This is a genomic window from Actinomadura rudentiformis, from assembly GCF_008923185.1.
GTDB lineage: Bacteria > Actinomycetota > Actinomycetes > Streptosporangiales > Streptosporangiaceae > Spirillospora > Spirillospora rudentiformis.
The window spans coordinates 223,144-243,871 of sequence record NZ_WBMT01000019.1 but is presented as its reverse complement, the minus strand read 5'-3'; the positions used below and the strand labels follow the sequence as shown (position 1 = coordinate 243,871).

The following is a 20,728-nucleotide window of genomic DNA, read 5'->3' as shown; positions in this document are numbered from 1 at the left end:
CCCGATGTGGTCAGATCCGGCCCATTGATCTGCTCCAATGAAATGTTGTGCCACCAGCTTCCCCAGCCTCGTACCGCCTCGTCCGCCGCACCGGCCCGGCGCGCGCGGTCGCGCCCGTGCTCGACGAGCAGCAGCGGCGCGTGGTCGAGCACGCGGGCGGGCCGATGCTCGTTCTGGCAGGTCCGGGCACTGGGAAGACGACCACGATCGTCGAGGCCGTGGTCGATCGGATCGAGAATCGCGGTGTCGATCCTGAACGGGTGCTGGTGCTCACGTTCAGCCGCAAGGCCGCGGGGGAACTGCGAGAGCGCATCACGGGCCGGCTCCATCGGACGACACGGACGCCGCTAGCCCTGACCTTCCACAGCTACGCCTACGCATTGCTGCGCCGGGACGCGGTGCTGAACGAGGAGCCGACGCCCAGGCTGCTGTCGGGTCCCGAGCAGTTGCTGGAGGTTCGGCGCCTGCTGGAGGGTGAGCGCGCGGACGGGGCTCGGGACTGGCCTCATCGGCTGCACGAGACGCTGGGCACGCGTGGTTTCGCCGAGGAGCTTCGGGACTTCTATCTGCGCGCGTCCGAGCGGGGGTTCTTCCCTGAGGATCTGGTGGCGCTGGGGCGGACCCGGGGGCGTGACGACTGGACGGCCATCGGCCGCTTCATGGGCCGCTACATCGACCGGTTCGCGATCGACCCGGTGCCCACGTACGACTACGCCGAGCTGATCCAGATAGCGGCCGGGCTGCTCGCCGACGACGAGGTGCGGATCCGCGAGAGCAACGCCTACGACGCCGTCTTCGTCGACGAGTACCAGGACACCGACCCGGCCCAGGAGGAGCTGCTCCAGCGGTTGGCGGGGGAGGGGCGCGACCTGGTCGTGGTCGGCGACCCGGACCAGTCGATCTACGGGTTCCGTGGCGCCGACGTGCGGGGGATCCTGCAGTTCCCCGACCGGTTCCGGACGCTGGACGGCGAACCGGCACCGGTGGTCGCGTTGCGGACCTGCCGCCGGATGGGCCCGGAGATCCTCGCCGCCTCGCGCCGCATCGCCCGCCGTTTGCCCGCCGGGCCGTTGTCCGCCGAGCATCGGGCGCTGCGGCACCTTGAGGAGGTGGAGGAGGGCGAGGTCCACGCCGTCATCGCCGACAGCGAGTCGCAGGAGTCGGCGCTCGTCGCGGATGAGCTGCGGCGGGCCCACCTGTTGGACGGGGTGCCGTGGTCGCGGATGGCGGTGCTGGTGCGGAGCGCCGTCCGGCAGGTCCCGGCGCTGCGGCGGGCACTGGCCCAAGCGGGCGTGCCGGTCGTGGTCGCGGGTGACGAGGTGCCGCTCATCGCGGAGCCCGCCGTTCGGCCGATCCTGGTGCTGCTCCGGGCCGCGCTGAAGAAGGGGTTCCTGGACGAGGTCGTCGCTGAGGATCTGCTGACCGGGCCGCTTGGCGGCGCTGACGCGCTCGGGCTGCGGCGGCTCAAGCGTGCGCTGCGTGACCTGGAGGATCTGTCCGGCGGTAACCGGCCGCTGAACGAACTGATGATCGCGGCAGTGGACGATGCGCGCGAGCTGACCCTCGTTCACGAGAAGGTGCGGGCTCCGGCCGAACGCATCGCGCGGCTGATCAAGATCGCGCGGGACGTGACCGACCGGGGCGGCACGGCCGAGGATGTGCTGTGGGAGCTGTGGCGCGAAAGCGGCCAGGCCGAAGTGCTCCTGGAGCAGAGCGTCAAGGGCGGCACCCGCGGCGCCGCCGCCGACCGTGACCTGGACGCCGTGGTGGCGCTGTTCGACCATGCCGCGCGGTTCGTGGACAGGCTGCCGCAGGCGGGGCCGGAGCTGTTCGTCGACAACATCGCCTCCCAGGAGATCGCCGGGGACACGCTCGCCGAGCAGGCCCCGCAGGGCGAGGCGGTCCGGATCCTGACCGCCCACCGGTCCAAGGGACTGGAATGGGACGTCGTCATCGTCGCCGGGGTCCAGGAGGGCGTATGGCCCGACCTGCGCCTGCGCGGCTCGCTGCTGGGCATCGAGGAGCTCATCGAGCACGCCGCCGGGAACGAACCCGAGGGCGCGGACGGTGTGGCCAGCGCCGCCGCCGGAGCGTCCATGGCCGCCAAGATGATGGACGAGGAACGGCGGCTGTTCTACGTGGCCGTCACCCGCGCGCGCAAGCGCCTGGTCGTGACGGCGGTCGGCGGCGACGACAGCGAGGAGCGGCCGTCGCGGTTCCTCAACGAGCTGCTGCCCGGCGCGATCGAGGAGTCGCAGCTCGACGAGAAGACCCGCTGGCTGTCGATGTCCGCGCTGGTGGCCGACCTGCGTTCGGTGGTGGCCGACCCGTCCCGGCCCGAGCCCCTGCGCCGTGCCGCGGCCGGGCACCTGGCCCGGCTGGCGCGGGCGGGCGTGCGCGGCGCCAAGCCGGAGAACTGGTACGCCATCACGGCGCTGTCCGACCCCGGCCCGGCGTTCACCGAGGACGAGCAGATCACGATCTCGCCGTCGCAGGTCGAGGCGTTCACCACGTGCGGGCTGCGCTGGCTGCTGGCCTCGGCGGTCGGCGCGCAGGACGGCGGGCCGAACGAGTTCAGCACGATGGGCAAGGTCATCCACGCGGTGGCCGAGATGGCCGGCGCCGACGACGGCATCACCGAGGTGGACGTCGCGCGGCGGCTCGACGAGATCTGGAACGACCTGGAGTTCCGCAGCGCGTGGTACTCGGAGAAGCAGCGCGACCAGGCGTCCGCGATGGTCGACAAGTTCCTGTCCTGGCATCGCGACAACCCCAACGAGGTCGTCGCGCTGGAGGAGTCGTTCAAGGTCGATCTCGGCCGCGTCGTCATCAAGGGCCGGATCGACCGGGCCGAACGCGACGCCGACGGGCGCGCGGTCATCATCGACATCAAGACCTCGTCCACGGCCGTGCCCAAGGACGACCTGGCCCGGCATCCGCAGCTCGGCGTCTACCAGTACGCGGTGATGCTCGGCGCGTTCGAGCGGCACGGCCTGATCGAGCCTGGCGGCGCCAAGCTGATCCAGGTCGGCAAGGCCGCGTTCGCCGCCAGGGCGCGCGAGCAGGAGCAGCCGCCGCCGGGTGAGGACGACGATCCCGAGTGGCCGAAGAAGCTGGTCGAGATCGTCGCCACCGGCATGGCGGGCGAGGTGTTCCAGGCCCGCGCGAACGACAAGTGCCGCACCTGCCCGGTACGGTCCTGCTGCCCGGTTCATGAGGAAGGGGGGCAGGTCGGTCCATGATCACTCCGGCCGAGCTGGCGCGGCTGCTGGAGATCCCCGAACCGACCGAGGAACAGGCTCGCGTGATCGAGGCTCCGCTGGCGCCGATGGCGGTCATCGCGGGCGCCGGGTCGGGCAAGAGCGAGACCATGGCCGCGCGCGTGGTCTGGCTGGTCGCCAACGGGTTCGTGCGCCCGGAACGCGTGCTCGGCCTGACGTTCACCCGCAAGGCCGCCGCCGAGCTCGGCATCCGGGTGCGCAAGCGCCTCGACAAGCTCAAGGAGATGCTCCCCGGGGACGAGCTGGAGCGGCTCGGCGGTGAGCAGCTCTTCGACGGCGAGCCGATGGTGTCGACGTACCACTCCTACGCCGCCCGGCTCTTCGGCGACCACGCGCTGCGCGAGGCGCTGGAGCCGACGATGCGGCTCATCTCCCCGGCGGTGGCCTGGCAGATCTGCTCGCGCGTCGTCGACGCGTACGGCGGTCCGATGGACAAGATCGACTGGCAGCCCGACACGGTCACCAAGGCCGTCATGGAGCTGGCCGGCGACCTGTCGGAGCACCTGCGCACCGCCAACGACGTGCGCAAGGTCGGGGCGTGGCTGGACGAACGCTTCACGTCGCTGAAGAAGCCCCTCAAAGCGCAGCGCGACATCCTCGCCAAGCACGCCGTGCGCGAGCAGCTCATGCCGCTCATCGAGTCGTACTCCAAGGCCAAGGCCGACCGCGAGGTGGTCGACCACGGCGACCAGATGTCGCTGGCGGCGCGCATCGCCTACAAGCATCCCGAGGTCGGGATGATCGAACGGTCGCGCTTCTCGGTGGTGCTGCTGGACGAGTACCAGGACACCAGCCAGGCACAGCTCGTCCTGCTCAAGTCGCTCTTCGCCGGAGGGCATCCGGTCACGGCGGTCGGCGACCCGTGCCAGTCGATCTACGGGTGGCGCGGGGCGAGCGCGGGCAACCTGCTGCGCTTCGCCTACGACTTCCCGCTGAACGCCCCGATCGCCGGGCGGCAGCCGGACAAGGCGCCGGTCGTCCAGCTGAGCCGGAGCTTCCGGAACGGCGAGCAGATCCTGGACGCTGCCGCCCGTATCCAGGAGGAGCTCCGGGCCGAGACGGCGGCCGTGCCTCGGCTCGTGCCGGGAGCGGGGCGGGAGGGCCGCGGCCGGGTCGAGTGCGCGCTCTTCGAGACGGTCGAAGAGGAGGCGGAACGGATCGCCGCCCGGATCGCCGGGCTGATGGCGGCCGATCCTGAGATCGCCCCGGACGGCGCGCCGCAGGTCGAGCCGCTGCAGTACTCCGACATCGCGGTGCTGGCGCGCAAACGGTCGCAGTTCCCGCTGATCCGTCGCGCGCTGGAGAGCCGGGGCATCCCGGTCGAGGTGGTCGGCCTCGGCGGCCTGCTCACCGTGCCCGAAGTGCAGGACGTCGTCGCGACCCTGCGGGCGATGCACGACCCGACGTCCGGCGCGTCGCTGGCCAGGTTGCTGACCGGGCCGCGCTGGCGGCTCGGCCCGCGTGACCTGGTCGCGCTGGGCCGCCGCGCGCGGGCACTGGCCCAGGAGGCCGCCCGTGACGTCACCCCGCCCGAACGCCCCGAGGCGCCTCCGGCCGGAGATGCGGCGGCGGGGGATGCGGCGGCGGGGGATGCAGTGGCGGGGGATGCAGTGGCGGGGGAGCCCTCAGGTGACGAGGCGTCCACGGAGGCGGCTTCGGCGGCCGATGATCCGTTGCGGCAGCTCGTGAGCGAGCTCAACCAGGAGACCGGGAGCCTGGTCGACGCGCTCGACGATCTCGGTCCGCCGGAGGCGTACTCGCCCGAGGGGTACGGGCGGCTGCGGCGGCTCCGCGACGAGCTGCGCGGGCTCCGCTCCCAGGTCGGCCTGCCGCTGCCCGACCTGGTGAACGAGGTGGAACGGGCACTCGGCCTGGACATCGAGGTCGCGGCCCGGTCCGGGCTGGACCCGGTCACCGCGCGGGCCGACCTCGACGCGTTCATCGACGCCGCCGCGACGTTCGCCGGTGACGCGGAGGACCCGACGCTGGGCGCGTTCCTGGCCTACCTCAAGGCCGCCGAGACCGAGGAATTCGGGCTGGAGGCGGGGCGGGTCGGCGAGACCAACAGCGTCAAGCTGCTCACCGTCCACGCGTCCAAGGGTCTGGAATGGCCAGTCGTCATCGTGCCCGGCCTGTCGTACACCCCGCAGAAGAGCGGCGGCCCCGCCAAAGGCTCGATCTTCCCCTCGCCGCCGCAGAACGCCACCCGCTGGACCGCCAACCCCCGCGTGCTGCCGTTCATGCTGCGCGGTGACCGCGCCGACCTGCCCGCCCTGCGCGGCCTGGAGAAGGACGACCTTGCCGCGTTCGACCAGGCCTGTGCCGAACGGGACCTGCGGGAGGAACGGCGGCTGGCGTACGTCGCCGTCACCCGCGCGTCGAGCCTGCTCATCGTCACCGGCTACTGGTGGGGGTCGTCGGGCCGCCCGCTCGGGCCGTCACCGTTCCTGGAGGAAGTCCGCGAAACGTGCATGTCGGGCCCATTGTCCGGTACTGCCGGGCAAGTCGTGGTCTGGGCCGAGCCGCCGGAGGAGGGCACGCCCAACCCGCTGCTCGCTGAGGCGGAGGAGGCGCAGTGGCCTGCCGGGCCGGGCGACCGGGGCCGTTCCGACATCTCCGAGCGCGAACGCTACGAGGCGATCGTCGAAGGCGCCCGGATGGTCGAGGACGCGATGACCGGCCGGAACCTGCTGTGGGCCGGGGACACCGGGCTGGAGGACGCCGACCGGGCGCGCATGACCGCGTGGGCGCGCGACGTCGAACTGCTGCTGGCCGAACGCGACCGGGGCCGGAGCGGCGACGGCCTCCAGGTGGAGTTGCCCGCGCATCTGTCGGTGTCGTCGCTGGTCTCCCTCGCCCGGGACCCGGCCGCGCTGGCCCGCCAGATCCGCCGCCCGATGCCGCGCCCGCCCGCCCCGTACGCGCGCCGCGGCACGGTCTTCCACACCTGGCTGGAGGGCCGCTGGGGACAGCAGCGCCTTCTCGACGCCGATGAGCTGCCCGGCGCCGCCGACGAGGGTGCCGCCGAGGACACCCAGCTCGCCCACTTGCAGGAACGGTTCGAGGAGTCCGAGTGGGCCGCCCGGGAGCCGCTCGACATCGAGGTGCCGTTCGAGACGATCATCGCCGACCGGCTCGTCCGCGGGCGCATGGATGCGGTCTTCCGCACCGCCGACGGCTACGAGGTCGTCGACTGGAAGACCGGCCGCCCGCCGTCCGGCGACGACGCCCGGTTCGCCTCCGTGCAGCTCGCCGCGTACCGGCTTGCCTGGGCGGAACTGGCGGGCGTGCCGGTGGAGCAGGTCAGCGCCGCGTTCCACTACGTGAGCGCCAATGTCACCGTGCGGCCCGCCGACCTGCTCGACGAGGCCGGGCTCGCCGCGCTGCTGGAGCAGATTCCGGCCGTTTGAGCTTCTTTGCCGTTATGTGAGCCATTTACCCCTGTTCACCTTGCGTGGTTTCGGGGAGTATCCCGGGAAACCCCACTAAGGAGGCAGCGTGACGGTGACCCATGGCGAGAAGGTCGTACGTGAGTTCTCCAAGCAGGCGGCGACGTTCGGCGACCCTCGCCTGAACATGGAGTTCACCGTCAATCTGGCAAGGCTCGTGCAGTTCATGGAGCCGGAGCTCGACCCGGAGGACGTCGTGCTGGAGGTGGCGGCGGGCACCGGTCTGGTCTCGCGCGCGATCGCCCGGCGCGTGCGCCACGTCACTGCGCTCGACCTCACCCCCGCCATGCTGGACCAGGGCAAGCGCGAAGCGGACGCGGACAACCTGACCAACGTGACGTTCACGCGCGGGAACGCCGCCGGCCTGCCCTACCTCGACCGTTCGTTCACGCTCGTCATCTGCCGCTTCGCCCTGCACCACGTCCCGGACCCGGAGGCCGTGGTGCGCGAGATGGTGCGGGTCAGCCGTCCCGGCGCCGCCGTGGTCGTCGCCGACCTCGTCCGGGACGAGTCCATCGGCGACGCCGACGTCGACCGGATCGAGCGGCTGCGCGACCCCTCGCACGGTACGATCCTGCCCGCCGACCGGATCGCCGAGCTGCTGGCCTCGGCGGGCGCGGAGGTCAAACGGACCGACCCGTTCGACCTCGTACGCCCGCTGGAGCCGTGGCTGGAGCAGTCGCACACGCCGGCCGAGGCGGCCGCGCAGATCCGGAAGGAGCTGGCCGCCGAGCTGGCGGGCGGCCCGGCGACCGGCATGCGCCCGAGCGAGGTGGACGGCGAGCTTCACTTCACCCACTCCAACGCCTTCTTCTGCGGGATCGCCCCCTGAGTTTTTCGCTCAAATGTTCGACCGAGATCGTCCCTCCCGGCTATCCTGTCGAACATGGGTTCTACTGCGGCACTTCCCCTTGACCGCGAGCCCGCCGCCTTGGCGATGCGCATCGGCATCGTGGCGGCGGAGGCGGCTCTCGCGACGTTCGCCCGCAACCTCGACCTCGACGACCTCGCCGACGGCGTCGACTTCCAGGGCGCCATCGGCCCGGCCGAGTGGCCGGTGTTCTCCCTGGTGATCGACACCCTCGCCGAGTCGTCGGCCGACGACGGCCGTTCGCTCGACGAGCGCCGTGCCGACGCCCTCAACGACCTTGCCCGCATCTGCATGGCCGCCAAGCACCAGCGCGCCGGAGCCGCCTGATCGGCCCTGGGTGGTGTGATCTGGGACATATCCACCTGTCAAGATCAATTCGCGTCGTGATCGCCACTAGGGTCCGGTTCTGACGCGGGCGACGACCCGCGTGGAACCGGAAGGAAGTCCCCAGATGAACAAGCGCAGCGCGGCCCGAGCCGCATGCGTCGCCGCCGTGGCCCTCAGCGGTCTCGGCCTTACCGTCCCCGCCGCGATGGCGGACGGTCACACTTCAGGCCAGGCCTCGATCCAGGCCTGTAGCGCCTCCGTAAGGGCGAAGGTGAACATCTTCGTCTTCAGCCAGCCGAACCCCAGCTCACGGATCCTCGACACGATGATGGAAGGCCAGCTCGGCTGCAAGCTCAGCACGCAGAACGGGCCGAGCTACACGGCGCAGTTGTGCGGGGGCAGCAGCAGGGTCTGGGCCTACGTCAACCCGAGCGGTTCGACCGCCTCCGGCTGGGTCATGAACAAGTGCCTGAGGGCCGCCTGATCTCTGTGAGGGCCGCCTGATCTCTGTGAGGGCCGCCTGATCCCATCGTGCACCGGCCCCCGGGAGCGGCTCTCGGGGGTCATCCGCCCAGTGACTTGGCACGCACCTTGCCCGTGCTGGTGCGGGGGAGTTCGTCGACGAAGTGCACGTCACGTGGGACCTTGTAGCGGGCCAGGTGCTGCTTCACGTACGCCTTGAGGTCGTCCTCGGTGACGTCGGCGTTCTCGGCGCGTACGACGTAGGCGACCAGGCGCTCGCCGAACTTCTCGTCGTCCGTGCCTGTGACCGCCACCTCGGTGATGTCGGGGTGGCGCCCGAGCAGGTCCTCCACCTCAGCGGGGAACACGTTCTCGCCCCCGGAGACGATCATGTCGTCGGCGCGGCCGTCGACGAACAGCCGGCCCTCCTCGTCGAAGTGCCCGAGGTCGCCGGTGCCGGTGAGGCCGTCGCGCACGTCCTTGGTGCCGCCTCCGGTGTAGCCGCTGAAGCGCAGCCCGCCCCCGGTGTAGATCTGGCCGACCTCGCCGGCCGGCAGTTCGTTGCCGTCCTCGTCCAGGATCTTGATGGTGAGTCGGAACGAGGGCTTGCCCACCGTGCCCGGGGCGGCCCGCAGGTCCTCGGGCGTGGCGATCGTCGCCCAGCCCGTCTCCGTCGCCCCGTACAGGTTGATCAGAACGTCGCCGAACGCGTCCATGAACGCCTCGGACAGGTGCGGATGCAGGGCCGAGCCACCGCAGATCACGACCTTGAGCGACGCGGGCCGCCTGCCTTCGGCGACGTCCAGGATCCGCTGGAGCATGGCCGGCACGGCCACCAGCGCCTCGGCCTCGTTCTCCTCGATCGACCGGAGGATCTCCGCGGCGTCGAACCGGCGACGGAGCACCAGGGGCATCCCCATGCCGAGGCCTACCGACATGTAGGCGAAGCCGAGCACATGGAAGAGCGGCGGCGCGATGGCGATGGGGGCGCCCCAACGCAGGGGGATGCGCATCAGGTGGCTCAACGCCACCGGAGCCAGTGAGCTGAGCGAGATGTCGTGCCGGGCTCCTTTGGGCGTGCCGGTCGTCCCGGAGGTCATCACGATGACCTTGCTGGGCGATCCGGGGCGCAGCGGCTGCGCCTCGGTCATCAGGACCAGGCCGTCGATCGAGTCGTGCTTGGCGGAACCCTCATCGTCGACCCAGGCGTGCACCCGCTGACCGGTGAACGAGGAGTCGTCCACGACCTGGTCGAACTCCTGGTCGTGGACCAGCAGGGCTATGTCCTCGCGTTCGGCCACCTCGCCGAGCTGGGGACCGGCGAAGTCGGTGTTGAGCAGCACGACGTCGCCGCCGAGCCGGGACGCGGCGAGCACCGCCGCCACGAAGCCCCGGTGGTTGCGGCACAGCACCCCGACCCGATCCTCCTCGCCGAGGCGTGCGCGCAGGGCGGTGGCGAACGCGGAGACCTGCCCTTCGAGCTCGGCGTAGGTGAGCGAGCCGCGTTCGTCGATCAGCGCGGTGCGGCCGGGGTGGCGGAGGGCCGACATCGCGCCGACCGTGGCCGGCACCGGGCCGAAGCGCAGGTACTGGAAGGGCAGCCGCGCAGCCCGGTCGGGGCGGATCGGCCGCAACATCCCGCCGTTCCGGACCGCCCGGGTTGCCCGGACCCCCAGACCCGCCCACGTTCGCACCCGTTCCAGCACGGCCGTCTCTCCTTCTCTCCGCGGCGGAGTCAGCGACATACCCGTTCTGTAGTGGATTAGGCCCTGCAGTGGAACGGGCCGCGTCAGTTGAGTTGCGGTGCGGGTGGGGCTAGCGGATTGGGCACCGGGACGTAGGTCGCGGCGCGGTCGGCGGTACGGGCCCAGCGTGCACGGAGGTTGGCCTTGGCTGGCAGCGGCACTCCGGCGAGGAGCGCCCGGACCTCAGGATGGCGTTCGTACCCGGCGAAGTAGCGCCGCGCGGCGGGCCAGAGCCGCGCATCGAGTGCCGGGTGCAGGTCGGCCACGGCGGCGGCGGTCTCGGTCAGGTGGTTGACGAGGAGGCAATAGACGACCCGGTTCCAGGCGCGGTCGGCGTCGTAGGTCATGGCCTCGCGCACGCGGGACGGAAGGCCGGTGAGGTGATCCCAGCGGCCTCCGACGAGCTTGGTGCCTTCGAGGTCGCGGAAGGCGGCGTGGACCGGCATCCCGTCGTCGTCGACGCAGACCAGCACGTTCTGGAGGTGCGGTTCGAGGACTATCCCGTGCTCCAGGCAGGCGTGCAGAACGGGCGGCGCGACCTGGCGCACGTACGCCTTCCACCAAGCCATGGCGCCGTCCGGAGTGGCCAGGGCGGGCAAGCTCGCCAGGAGCGAACCGTAGGGGTCGGCCAAGGCGGCGGTGAGGAGGGGAGTCCCGGGAAGGCCCTGCACGCCCTGGCGCAGGATCACGCCGAGCCCCTCGTACAGCCGCCGGTCGGCCAGGGCCACGCTGCGGTAGGCGGGCTCGGCGAGGAAGGTGGCGTCGATGCCGTCGAAGACCCGGCGGACCAGGCGGTCGAGGACGACGGCTCCGGTCAGTTCGTACCACGCGTTCTTGCGCACGCAGTTGGTGATGCGGATGTCGAGGCTGAACTTGCAGAACGTGTCGGCGGCGGGCACGTAGGCGGTACGGACGGACGACGTCGGAACGGCCTCGATGCCGCCTTCCGTGCCGAGACGGTCCGCGCCGAGGTCGTGGATGAGGCCCTGGGCGAACGCCCGGCGGAGGATGGGCCGGTCGGCGAGAAGGTGCAGCTCCCAAGGGTGAACAGGCAGCAGGCGGAAACCGTCCGGCACGGCGGGGCCGAACGATTCGAGGTGCGCGAACGCCATCGGGTCGCCCTCCTCCACCAGCACGTCCTCACGCACCGCCAGCCAGCGCGGCTGGAAACGCGAGCGCGTCTCCGGCGCGTACGGGAGCCAGTCGGCGGGCGATCCCTGGCGTGCTTTGGGGGAAGGGTGGAACCGGTGGCCGGTGACGAGAGACTGTTCGGACTCCACGTAGCGGTCGACGGCCCCGGGGGCCTCGGTGCGGGGCGCGAGGCTCCGGGACGAGAGGATCGCCTCCAGGGCGGCGTGCCCATCGGTGACCTGGCCGAGGAACTCGGGATTGGCCCGTCCCGTCGCCAGCTCGAGCTCGCCCGCGATCAGATCGGCCAGCCGGTCCCAGCCCGCCGGGATCCATTCGTTCCCGCGGCGCTCCTCGTACGGCGGCGCGATCCGGAACGTGGGCCCGGACGGCGGCCGGCTGAGGCCCGCACGCAACATCACGCCCACCCGTGGCAGCCGGACCAGCAGGTGCGCGCCGTCCGGCCATACCTGGTGCTCGGGCGCGCAGACCTCCCGGATCAGGCAGTTGAGGAGGGCGGTCGCCGACGCGTCGCCGGCCCCGAGCGGTCGTCCTGTCAGGAGCAAGGGTCGTCCCGGAGATAGTTGGGCCCGAGCGGGCCGTAGTGCTTGTTGATGTCGGCCGCGCCGGTGCGGGCCTTGTCCACGAGAGTCCCGGCGGTGACCATCGCCTTGGTCGGCAGCCGGTCGGCGTCCAGCGTGCGCGCCCGCAGGAACGCGTCGTCCGGGCCGAGCAGCGCGTCGAGCCGGTCGCGGAGCATCGCCAGGCCGGTGCGCAGCGGGAGGAGGCCGCGTTCGGCCAGCCCGAAGGCGGGCGCCGCGGCGCACAGGTGCAGGGTGATCGTGACGAAGACGCGGGCGAGCGCCTCCTGATCGGCGGTCGTCATCCGCAGGTCGTTGAAGTCGCAGTCGATGAAGCGGCGGGGCGTGTCGCTGGTCTCCAAAGCTGCGGCAAGGCGGACCGGATCGATCAGCGCGCCGTCGTTGTCCTTGAGCAGCAGCTTCAACGGGTCGTGCTTGGTGAGGACGACGGACACGTTCTGCTGGTGCGCTTCGAGTGCGATGCCGTAGCGGAAGAGGGCGACGTTCCAGGCAAGGAGGGCGTCCAGGTAAGCGCCGAAGGTGGCTTCGACGTCCCACCGCTCGATCACGTGACCGCCGTCCGGGTCTTCGGCGAGCAGCGCTGCGACAGGGATGACATGCGCGCGCGCCGTCTCGGCCGGGAATCGCCGTACGAGATGGCCGAGGAACGGCGAGCCCGCGTGGCCGTACGTCTGCTCGTCGGCGAGGAGGATCGGCAGGGCACGTTCGCGCTCCAGCACCCGATGCAGGATCCGTTCGACGCGGGCGCCGTCGGAGAGTGTCCCTGGGACGATCGTGCGCCGGTTGCGGAGGCCGAGCGTGCTGGTGGTCAGCGGCACTTTGAGGTGGGTGAGCGACGTGACCGCCAGGGTGCGCATGGAGAGCGTCGGGCGCACGCGGAGATGCCGGTCGGGGCTCAGCAGGACGTCCGGGTCGTTGCGGAGGGCCGACGCGGTGAGGGGATGCACCGGGAAGAGGTCGTGGGTGTCGGCCAGGGCGGGGTCGAGGCCGGATTCGGCGGGCTCGGGCCACCATTCGGGCCGGACGCCTGCCGACGTGACCCGGTCGCGCGGCACGGCGGCCCAGCGCAGCTCGAACGACGGCCCGAACTCGGGCGCGTAACGGCGCAGGTCGGCGGTGCTCAGCCCGGCCCGGCTCCGCCCGGTCGGGTAGACGGGATGGTCGGTGTACGCGGCGAGCGTCTCGTAGAACGTGCCGGGGCCGTGCCGGACGTCCTCGGGCGCCTGGCCGAGGCGGTCGAGGACCTCGCGCTGGGCGTGCTCGTGCAGGCGGAGGGTGACCGCGGCCTCCCGGCACTCGCGTTCGAACGCCCTCACGTCGTCGCGGGGATCGGCGATCCGCCGTACCGCTGAGAAGACGTCGTCCAGCCGGAGGTTCTGCGCCGGGTCGACCACCAGGTCGGTCAGGAAGCCGCCCTCGCACAGCCGGACGATCCGCGCGCCGCCCGGCTGGTCGCCCGGCAGGTCCAGAACGCGGTGGTCGGGATTGACGTACCGGCGCATCCCGGCGTAGTCCTCGCGCAGCAGAGTGTCCAGCACCCGCGCGGCCAGCGGCCCTTCGTTCACGCGATCGTCCATTCGTTCACGCGATCGTCCAGTCGTGCGCGGCCCGGAAGCGGGCGATGGCCGCCTCCACCTCGTTCTGGCCTGGGCCGATGGCGCGGATGGTGCCGAGGTAGTCCCGGTTGGTATTGGTGATCTCGATGGTGTCGCCCTTGGCGCGCTGCGGCCGGTAGGCGATCCGCACGTGGCCGTGTGTGAGCTCCTGGGCTCCGGGCGCCTCGGTCAGCGTCCCGGCGCGTTCGGCCAGCACCACCTCGGCGACGGCATGGCGTCGCGGGTGCTGGGCTTGCGGGGGGAGCGGCTCGCCCAGATGAACGCTGAGGATCTGCTCGAAGAGCGGAATGCCCAGGAGGTCGGCCATCAGGAAATCGCAGTGGTCGCCGATGACCCGGTAGTTGACCTCGATGAGCCGCGCTCTGCCCTCGTGGACGACGAACTCGGTGTGGCACGCGCCGAAACCCACGCCGAGCGCGTGGAGCTGCTCGATGACCTGGGTGGTCTCGGGAGGCGGCGGCGCCCATTCGAGCCGTTCCTCGATGAAGTGGGGCGGCGGGGACAGCCTGGTGTGGAACGAGCCGAGCACGCGCATCTCGCCCGTGGTGTCGCCGAGGGTCTCGAGTGTGTGGAGCCGGCCCGGGAGGTACTCCTCGACGACGAGCGGGTCCTTGCGGCGTTCGCGGATCTCCGCGCGCCTGGCGGCGAGCTCCTCGGCGCCGTGCACGAGGACGACATCCTCGCTGGCCACGCCCTCACGTGGCTTGAGGACGAGAGGGAACGGCGCGTCGCCGGGATGATCGGCGTTCGCCGTGAAAACCGGGTCGAGATCCCTGAGGTGGGTCCGCATCAGGGCCTTGTTCTTCGTACGGGTCGCGGCGCGCCAGTCCTTGCCGGGCAGGCTGAAGTAGGCGGCGGCGAGGGCGACGGGAGCCTGGAGCCAGTCGCTGTTGGTGAAGATCGCACGGGGATCGGCGCTGCGATCGGCGTCGATGTGTGCGACGATCTCCCGGAAGTCGGTGACGTCGCACGTCACGATCCGCCCGGGGAACACCTTGGCGTGGTCGGCGGGCCGGTCGGTGAGGAGCACGACGTCGAGGCCCAGCCGGGCGGCGGCGGGGAGGAACCCGTGCGTCACCGAGTCGGTGACCTTGCCGGCGACGAGGTAGAGCGAGGCGGCCACGGCCACCCATCTCCTTCAGCAGTAGGTAAGGTAAGGCTTGCCTAAGTCGAAGTGCCCACCTTAGCGTCGCAGGGCGCACGGTGGGCGGAAGAACGATGCCATCGCGTGTCCCCCGCCGCCATCCCGCAGCCCCCGCCCAGCCACCCAATCAAAGGACAAGCTGCGCTTGGCTGTCTTGAATTCCGCCAGGATGGATGCATGGATCTTGTCGACCGCTGGATGGACCTGGCCGGATCGCAGACGCGGCACATCGGCGAGGAGCTGGACGCCCGCTACGGCGAGGCCCATCGCCGCTACCACACCCGTGAGCACCTGACCGCCGTCCTGGACCTCGTGGACGAGCTGGCGAAGCACGCGGCCGACGCCGACGCCGTCCGTCTGGCGGCGTGGTTCCACGACGCGGTGTACGACCCGGAGCGCGCCGACAACGAGGAACGCAGCGCCCGCCTGGCGGAACGCATGCTCGCCGACACCGATGTCACGCCCGAACGCCTCGCCGAGGTGTCCCGTCTCATCGTCCTCACCGAGACCCATGCTCCCGAGGGCGATGACCGCAACGGGCAGGTGTTGTGCGATGCCGACCTGGCGATCCTCGGCTCGGATCCCGAACGGTACGCCGCGTACGCCGCCGCAGTCCGGGAGGAGTACGCGTTCGTGCCGGACGAGTTCTTCAAGCCCGGCCGCGCCGATGTGCTGGCGGGGCTGCTGGAGCTGCCCGCGCTCTTCCACACCGCTCCGGCCCGTGAGCGTTTCGAGGCGGCGGCCCGGCACAACATCGAGACAGAGCTCATGCTGTTGAGGGCCTGACCGGGCCGGTGAACTTGCGGTGCCGGAGGCCTGATCGGATCAGCCGGGCGACGAGCTCCTGGCAGCCGACCGCCTCGGCGCCCAGCTCGATGGCCTGTTCGTACAGGTGAGAGGGCACGTCGTAGTGGTCGCGCTCGAACGCGCGCGGCGGCAGGCCCAGACCCCGGGCGAACACGTGCAGCTCCTCGTACGAGACGTCGCTGACCATGTGGGACCACACCCGTCCGCGAGCAGGCCACAGCGGCGGGTCGATAAGGATCAAGTGGGGCTCCCGGGGTAGGTGTGCCCATCGTCTCCAGCGCCATCCCCTACAGTGCCATGGGTAACGATGTGCAAGGGAGCACGGGAAACGTGGACGTAGCGGCGTATATCGAGGGTAACCGGGAGCGGTTCTTCGCCGATCTCAAGGAGTGGCTGGCGATCCCCTCGATCTCCGGGGATCCGGCACACCATGCGGATGTGCGCCGGTCGGCGGAGTGGCTGGCCGGTTACCTGCGCGGGCAGGGGTTCCCGACGGTCGAGGTGTGGGAGACGGGCGGGCTGCCCGCGGTCTTCGCCGAGTGGCCGGCCGCCGACCCGGACGCGCCTGCGGTGGTCGTCTACGGGCACCACGACGTCCAGCCCGTGGAGCCGCTCGCCGAATGGCACACCGATCCGTTCAGCCCGGTGGAGAAGGGCGAGCGGCTGTACGGGCGCGGGGCGTCCGACGACAAGGGCCAGGTCTTCTTCCACACGCTGGGGATCGCGGCCGGGCTCGCCGCGTCCGGCGCCACCGCCCCGCCTGTGACGATCAAGCTGCTGGTCGAGGGCGAGGAGGAGTCCGGCTCGGCGCATTTCCCCGACCTGCTCCGGGAACGCCGCGAGAGGCTGGCGTGCGACGCCGTGGTCATCAGCGACACGACGATGTGGAGCGCCGACGTCCCGTCCATGTGCACCGGGATGCGCGGCCTGACGGAGGCGAGCGTCTCGCTGTACGGGCCGGACATCGATCTGCACTCGGGATCGTTCGGCGGCGCCGTGCCCAACCCGCTGCACGCGATGGCGTCTCTCCTGGCCGCACTGCACGACGAGGACGGACGTGTCACGCTGCCCGGCTTCTACGACGGCGTCGTCCCGCTGACGGCCGAGGAGCGAGAGCTGTTCGCGCGGCTGCCGTTCGACGAGGCAGCGTGGCTCAAGACGGCGGGCAACAGCGGCGCCGCGTACGGGGAGAAGGGCTACACCACGCTGGAGCGCGTCTGGGCGCGGCCGACCGCCGAGGTCAACGGCATGTGGGGCGGCCACACCGGGCCGGGCGGGAAGACGATCGTCCCGCGCGAGGCGCACGCGAAGATCTCGTTCCGGCTGGTGGCCGGGCAGGAGCCGCGCGCCGTGCAGGAGGCGTTCAAGGAGTTCGTGGCGGCTAACACACCGGCCGGGATCCGTAGCGAGGTGCACATCCCCGCCGGCGGCGTGCGGCCGTGCTTCTCGCCGATCGACTCGACGGCCGTGCAGGCGGCGCGGCGGGCGATGGAGAAGGCGTTCGGCAAGGAGATCCTGTTCACCCGGGAGGGCGGCAGCGGCCCGGAGGCCGACCTCGCCGACATCCTGAGGGCGCCGCTGGTCTTCGTCGCCGTCGGGCTGGACGACGACCAGATCCACGCGCCGAACGAGAAGGTCGAGATGCCGTTGCTGCTCAAGGGCGCCGAGGCGGCCGCCTACCTGTGGGAAGAGCTCGCGACCGCGCTGCGTTAGGCGTGATTGTCCGCTCTTAGGGGGAGGCCGTTTGTCCGAGACACTGCAGTGGCTGGCCTTGGCGCGAGGCACGCTCGACCGGGTCGCCGAACGCCGCAAGGACGACGCCTGGGTCGAGGCCGCGTGGGCCGACCCGCGTACCAGGGTGCTGGTGATCGAGCGGGGGCAGTCGCTCGTTCACCTGGAAAGCGGCCCGGCGCTGCTGCTGCTCTCGCCCACCGACGTGCCGGACGGCGACCGCTATCTGCTCGGCGTGGACGAGGACGGGATCGCCTACTTCGCCGTCGCCGGGCCGTTGCCGGTGATCGAGGGCGCCGAGAAGGCCGGGATCCGGCGGGTCGGCGCGTTGCTGGACGATCAGGACTCGGGACTGCTGACGCACGCGGTCGCACTGGAGCACTGGCACACCACCAACCGCTTCTGCCCTCGCTGCGGAGGGCCGTCGGAGCTCGCGGCGGCCGGGCACGTACGGTTGTGCCCGGCGGACGGGTCCGAGCAGTTCCCACGGGTCGACCCAGCCGTGATCATGCTGGTCGAGGACGACGACGAGCGGATTCTGCTGGCCCGCGGGCCGCAGTGGCCCGAGGACCGGCGTTCGATCCTGGCGGGCTTCGTGGAGCCAGGGGAGTCGCTGGAGCAGGCCGTCGCGCGTGAGGTGCGCGAAGAGGTCGGACTGTCCGTACGGGACGTCCGCTACCTGGGCAGCCAGCCATGGCCGCTGCCGCAGAGCCTCATGCTCGGTTTCTTCGCGCGGGCGGACGGCGACCTGGAGCTGCGGCCGGACCCGGAGGAGATCCTGGACGCCGCCTGGTACACCCGGGAGGAGCTGCGCACGGCCATCGAGGCGGGCCGAATCGTCGCGCCAGGCCCACTGTCGATCGCGTCGCAGCTGATCATGCGGTGGTACGGAGGCGAGCTGCCCAACATGCCGCCCTTCTGACGAACACGCCACCGTCCTGAAACGCGGCCGCTCTGAAACGCGGCCGCTCTGAAACGCGGAAGACCCCCGCTGGAGCGGGGGTCTCGCATGTCTCGGGGAGCCTCAGACGCCGAGGAGGCGCTTGACGGTCTTGGCGCTCGGGTTGGTGAGGACGTGCTGCTCGCCGGTCGGGTCGACCAGGGTCACGGTGGGGACGGTCTGGTTGCCGCCGTTGACGCTCATCACGTACTCCGCCGCGGCCGGGTCGCGCTCGATGTCGATCTCCGCCATGCGGATGCCGTCGCGGGCCAGCTGGGTCTTGAGGCGGCGGCAGAAGCCGCACCAGGTCGTGGTGTACATGGTGAGCTGGCCGATCGGGCCCTTGGCCTGTTCGGTGGTCGGCGTCGCCATCTGTACGTCTTCTCCTGTCAAGGTTCTGGGGAGCTGCGGCCGACCAGCACAACATCCGGGGGCCGCGTCGCATTCCAGAGGTTATCCACAGTTGGCGCAGGTGGCCGATTCCGTCCCTCATGGCTGCAAGGATGGGGCCATGGAGGCTGAGGGGGTTCTGGAGGGGCTTGATCCGGAGCAGCGGGCGGTCGCTGAGGCCGTTCAGGGGCCGGTGTGCGTGCTCGCGGGCGCAGGCACCGGCAAGACCCGGGCGATCACCCACCGCATCGCATACGCCACGCTGACCGGCATCGTCGCGCCGCAGCGGGTGCTCGCTGTGACGTTCACCACTCGTGCCGCGGGGGAGCTGCGCGGGCGGCTGCGCCGTCTCGGTGCGCCCGGCGTGCAGGCCCGCACGTTCCACGCGGCGGCGCTGCGGCAGCTGTCGTACTTCTGGCCGCGCGTCATCGGCGGCGACACACCCAAGATCATCGAGTCCAAGATCCCGGTGGTCGCGGACGCCGCGCGGGCCTGCCGGTTGACGTTCGGCCGCACCGAGCTGCGCGACATCGCGGCGGAGATCGAGTGGGCCAAGGTCACCCAGACCCGCCCCGAGGACTATGCTGCCGCGGTCGCTCGATCGTCCCGCAAGGCGCCGACCGACGTGGTCGACGTGGCCCGCGTCTATGCGATGTACGAGCAACTCCGCCGCGAGCGCAACCTCCTCGACTTCGAGGGGATGCTGGAGCTGACGGTCGCCGTCCTCACCGAAAACCGCGACGTCGCCAACCAGGTCCGCGAGCAATACCGCTACTTCGTGGTGGACGAGTTCCAGGACGTCAACCCTCTGCAAAAGCTGCTGCTCGACGCCTGGCTGGGCGACCGCGACGACCTGTGCGTGGTGGGTGACCCCAACCAGACGATCTACTCGTTCACCGGGGCCAGCCCCGACCACCTGCTCGGCTTCACCCGTGAGCACCCCGACGCCACCGTGGTCAAGCTGGTGCGCGACTACCGTTCGACGCCGCAGGTCGTCCAGCTCGCCAACGGGGTGATCGGTCAGTCCCGCAGCGAGACCGCCCGCCGCCACAAACTGGAGCTGGTCGCCCAGCGGCAGGACGGCCCCGAGCCGCTCTTCAGCGAATACGACGACGAGGTCGCCGAGGCCGACGACCTGGCCCGCCGGGCCCGCAAGCTCATCGACGAGGGCGTGCCGGCCAGCGAGATCGCCATCCTCTACCGGATCAACGCGCAGTCGGAGACCTACGAGTCCGCTCTCGCCGCCGCCGGCGTTCCCTACGTGCTGCGCGGCGCCGAGCGGTTCTTCGACCGGCCCGCCGTCCGCGAGGCCGTGGTCCGCCTGCGCGGCGCCGCCCGCGCCGGAGCCGACGCCGAGACCGACGGCCTCGGATTGATAATGACGGTGCGGCACGTCCTCGCGGGCGCCGGCTTCACCGAGGAGGCCCCGGAGGGCACCGGCGCGGCTCGCGAAAAGTGGGAATCCCTCGCCGCCCTGGCGCAGCTGGCCGAGGACATGGCCGCCGAAAACCCCCGGGCGGGGCTACCCGACTTCGTCACCGAGCTGGAAGAACGCGCCGCCCTCCAACACGCCCCCACCCTCGAAGGCGTCACCCTGGCCTCCCTCCACGCCGCCAAAGGCCTCGAATGGGACGCCGTCTTCCTGGTCGGCCTGGTCGAGGGCACACTCCCGATCATCTACGCCGAGACACCCGAGCAGATCGAAGAGGAACGCCGCCTGCTCTACGTCGGCATCACCCGGGCACGCGAGCACCTCTCGCTCTCCTGGGCGCTCTCCCGTTCCCCGGGAGGCCGCCGCAACCGCCGCCCGTCCCGCTTCCTCGACGGCCTCACCCCCAAGACCGCCACCCCGACCCCGGCCCGCGCCGAACGCACCAAACGCGGCCGCAAGGGCCCGCAACCGTGCCGTATCTGCGGCCGCCCCCTCACCGCCGCGATCGAGCGCAAGCTGGGCCGCTGCGAAGACTGCCCCGCCGAGCTCAACGAGGGCCTCCTCCTGGCCCTCAAGGACTGGCGCAGCGAGGCCTCCGCCGCCCAGAAGATCCCCGCCTACGTCGTGTTCACCGACGCCACCCTCCAGGCCATCGCCGAGCGCACCCCCGAGTCCATGGAGGACCTGGCCCAGATCCCGGGCGTCGGCAAGATCAAGCTGGACAAGTACGGGGAGTCGGTCCTGGCCCTCTGCCGTTCCGGGGGGTGAGAGGCCCGCCACACCGTCCGGTTTGCGACACTGGC

The 20,728-nt window shown here is 71.2% G+C and carries 15 protein-coding genes; 9 read left to right on the top strand and 6 right to left on the bottom strand.

Annotation, left to right across the window (positions count from 1 at the left end; translation table 11 throughout):
* Positions 1-47 precede the first annotated feature (47 nt).
* From F8566_RS35490 to F8566_RS35470, 5 genes are all read left to right on the top strand, one after another.
* Positions 48-3,242: an ATP-dependent helicase gene (locus F8566_RS35490; RefSeq protein WP_264159516.1), complete on the top strand. Its 3,195-nt coding sequence runs from the start codon at positions 48-50 to the stop codon at positions 3,240-3,242.
* A complete protein-coding gene (locus tag F8566_RS35485; RefSeq protein WP_151566236.1) occupies positions 3,239-6,691 on the top strand; it encodes an ATP-dependent helicase in 3,453 nt (1,150 codons plus the stop codon). The genes F8566_RS35490 and F8566_RS35485 overlap by 4 nt, the downstream gene beginning before the upstream one ends.
* 88 nt (positions 6,692-6,779) lie before the next feature.
* Complete coding sequence (locus tag F8566_RS35480) at positions 6,780-7,562, top strand: class I SAM-dependent methyltransferase (RefSeq protein ID WP_151566235.1); 783 nt, start codon at positions 6,780-6,782, stop codon at positions 7,560-7,562.
* Positions 7,563-7,616: 54 nt separating this feature from the next.
* On the top strand, positions 7,617-7,928 hold the full coding sequence (locus F8566_RS35475) for a hypothetical protein (RefSeq protein WP_151566234.1): 312 nt from the start codon (positions 7,617-7,619) through the stop codon (positions 7,926-7,928).
* Positions 7,929-8,052: 124 nt separating this feature from the next.
* Positions 8,053-8,412, top strand: coding sequence for a hypothetical protein (locus tag F8566_RS35470; RefSeq protein WP_151566233.1), 360 nt, complete (start codon positions 8,053-8,055; stop codon positions 8,410-8,412).
* A 79-nt stretch (positions 8,413-8,491) separates the two neighbouring features.
* On the opposite strand, the gene F8566_RS35465 is transcribed toward F8566_RS35470, so the two are convergent.
* The 4 genes from F8566_RS35465 to F8566_RS35450 all read right to left on the bottom strand — a co-directional run bounded on the left by F8566_RS35465 (position 8,492) and on the right by F8566_RS35450 (position 14,610).
* Complete coding sequence (locus tag F8566_RS35465) at positions 8,492-10,096, bottom strand: AMP-binding protein (protein ID WP_225993791.1); 1,605 nt, start codon at positions 10,094-10,096, stop codon at positions 8,492-8,494.
* An 83-nt stretch (positions 10,097-10,179) separates the two neighbouring features.
* A complete protein-coding gene (locus F8566_RS35460; protein ID WP_151566231.1) occupies positions 10,180-11,829 on the bottom strand; it encodes an IucA/IucC family protein in 1,650 nt (549 codons plus the stop codon).
* Positions 11,820-13,442 (bottom strand): IucA/IucC family protein, encoded by a 1,623-nt coding sequence (locus F8566_RS35455; protein WP_151566230.1) that lies wholly within the window; start codon positions 13,440-13,442, stop codon positions 11,820-11,822. Before F8566_RS35455 ends, F8566_RS35460 begins: the two co-directional genes overlap by 10 nt.
* Before the next feature lie 4 nt (positions 13,443-13,446).
* Positions 13,447-14,610 (bottom strand): ATP-grasp domain-containing protein, encoded by a 1,164-nt coding sequence (locus F8566_RS35450; protein ID WP_225993790.1) that lies wholly within the window; start codon positions 14,608-14,610, stop codon positions 13,447-13,449.
* Between the two features lie 192 nt (positions 14,611-14,802).
* On the opposite strand from F8566_RS35450, the gene F8566_RS35445 reads away from it, so the two are divergent.
* Entirely contained in the window at positions 14,803-15,411 is a 609-nt protein-coding gene (locus F8566_RS35445) for an HD domain-containing protein (RefSeq protein WP_151566229.1), read from the top strand.
* Here F8566_RS35445 and F8566_RS35440 read toward each other — a convergent pair.
* A complete protein-coding gene (locus F8566_RS35440; protein WP_151566228.1) occupies positions 15,392-15,673 on the bottom strand; it encodes a DUF4031 domain-containing protein in 282 nt (93 codons plus the stop codon). The genes F8566_RS35445 and F8566_RS35440 overlap by 20 nt on opposite strands.
* An 89-nt stretch (positions 15,674-15,762) precedes the next feature.
* Between F8566_RS35440 and F8566_RS35435 the strand changes: the two genes are divergently transcribed.
* Entirely contained in the window at positions 15,763-17,145 is a 1,383-nt protein-coding gene (locus tag F8566_RS35435; RefSeq protein WP_151566227.1) for a dipeptidase, read from the top strand.
* 31 nt (positions 17,146-17,176) lie between these two features.
* Complete coding sequence (nudC, locus tag F8566_RS35430; RefSeq protein WP_151566226.1) at positions 17,177-18,085, top strand: NAD(+) diphosphatase; 909 nt, start codon at positions 17,177-17,179, stop codon at positions 18,083-18,085.
* 102 nt (positions 18,086-18,187) lie between these two features.
* Here nudC and F8566_RS35425 read toward each other — a convergent pair whose 3' ends face one another.
* The gene (locus tag F8566_RS35425) at positions 18,188-18,475 is read right to left on the bottom strand and encodes a mycoredoxin (RefSeq protein WP_151566225.1); all 288 of its coding nucleotides are present in this window, start codon (positions 18,473-18,475) and stop codon (positions 18,188-18,190) included.
* A 139-nt stretch (positions 18,476-18,614) separates the two neighbouring features.
* Here F8566_RS35425 and F8566_RS35420 point away from each other — a divergent pair, with 139 nt between their 5' ends.
* The gene (locus tag F8566_RS35420) at positions 18,615-20,693 is read left to right on the top strand and encodes an ATP-dependent DNA helicase UvrD2 (RefSeq protein ID WP_151566224.1); all 2,079 of its coding nucleotides are present in this window, start codon (positions 18,615-18,617) and stop codon (positions 20,691-20,693) included.
* Positions 20,694-20,728 lie beyond the last annotated feature (35 nt).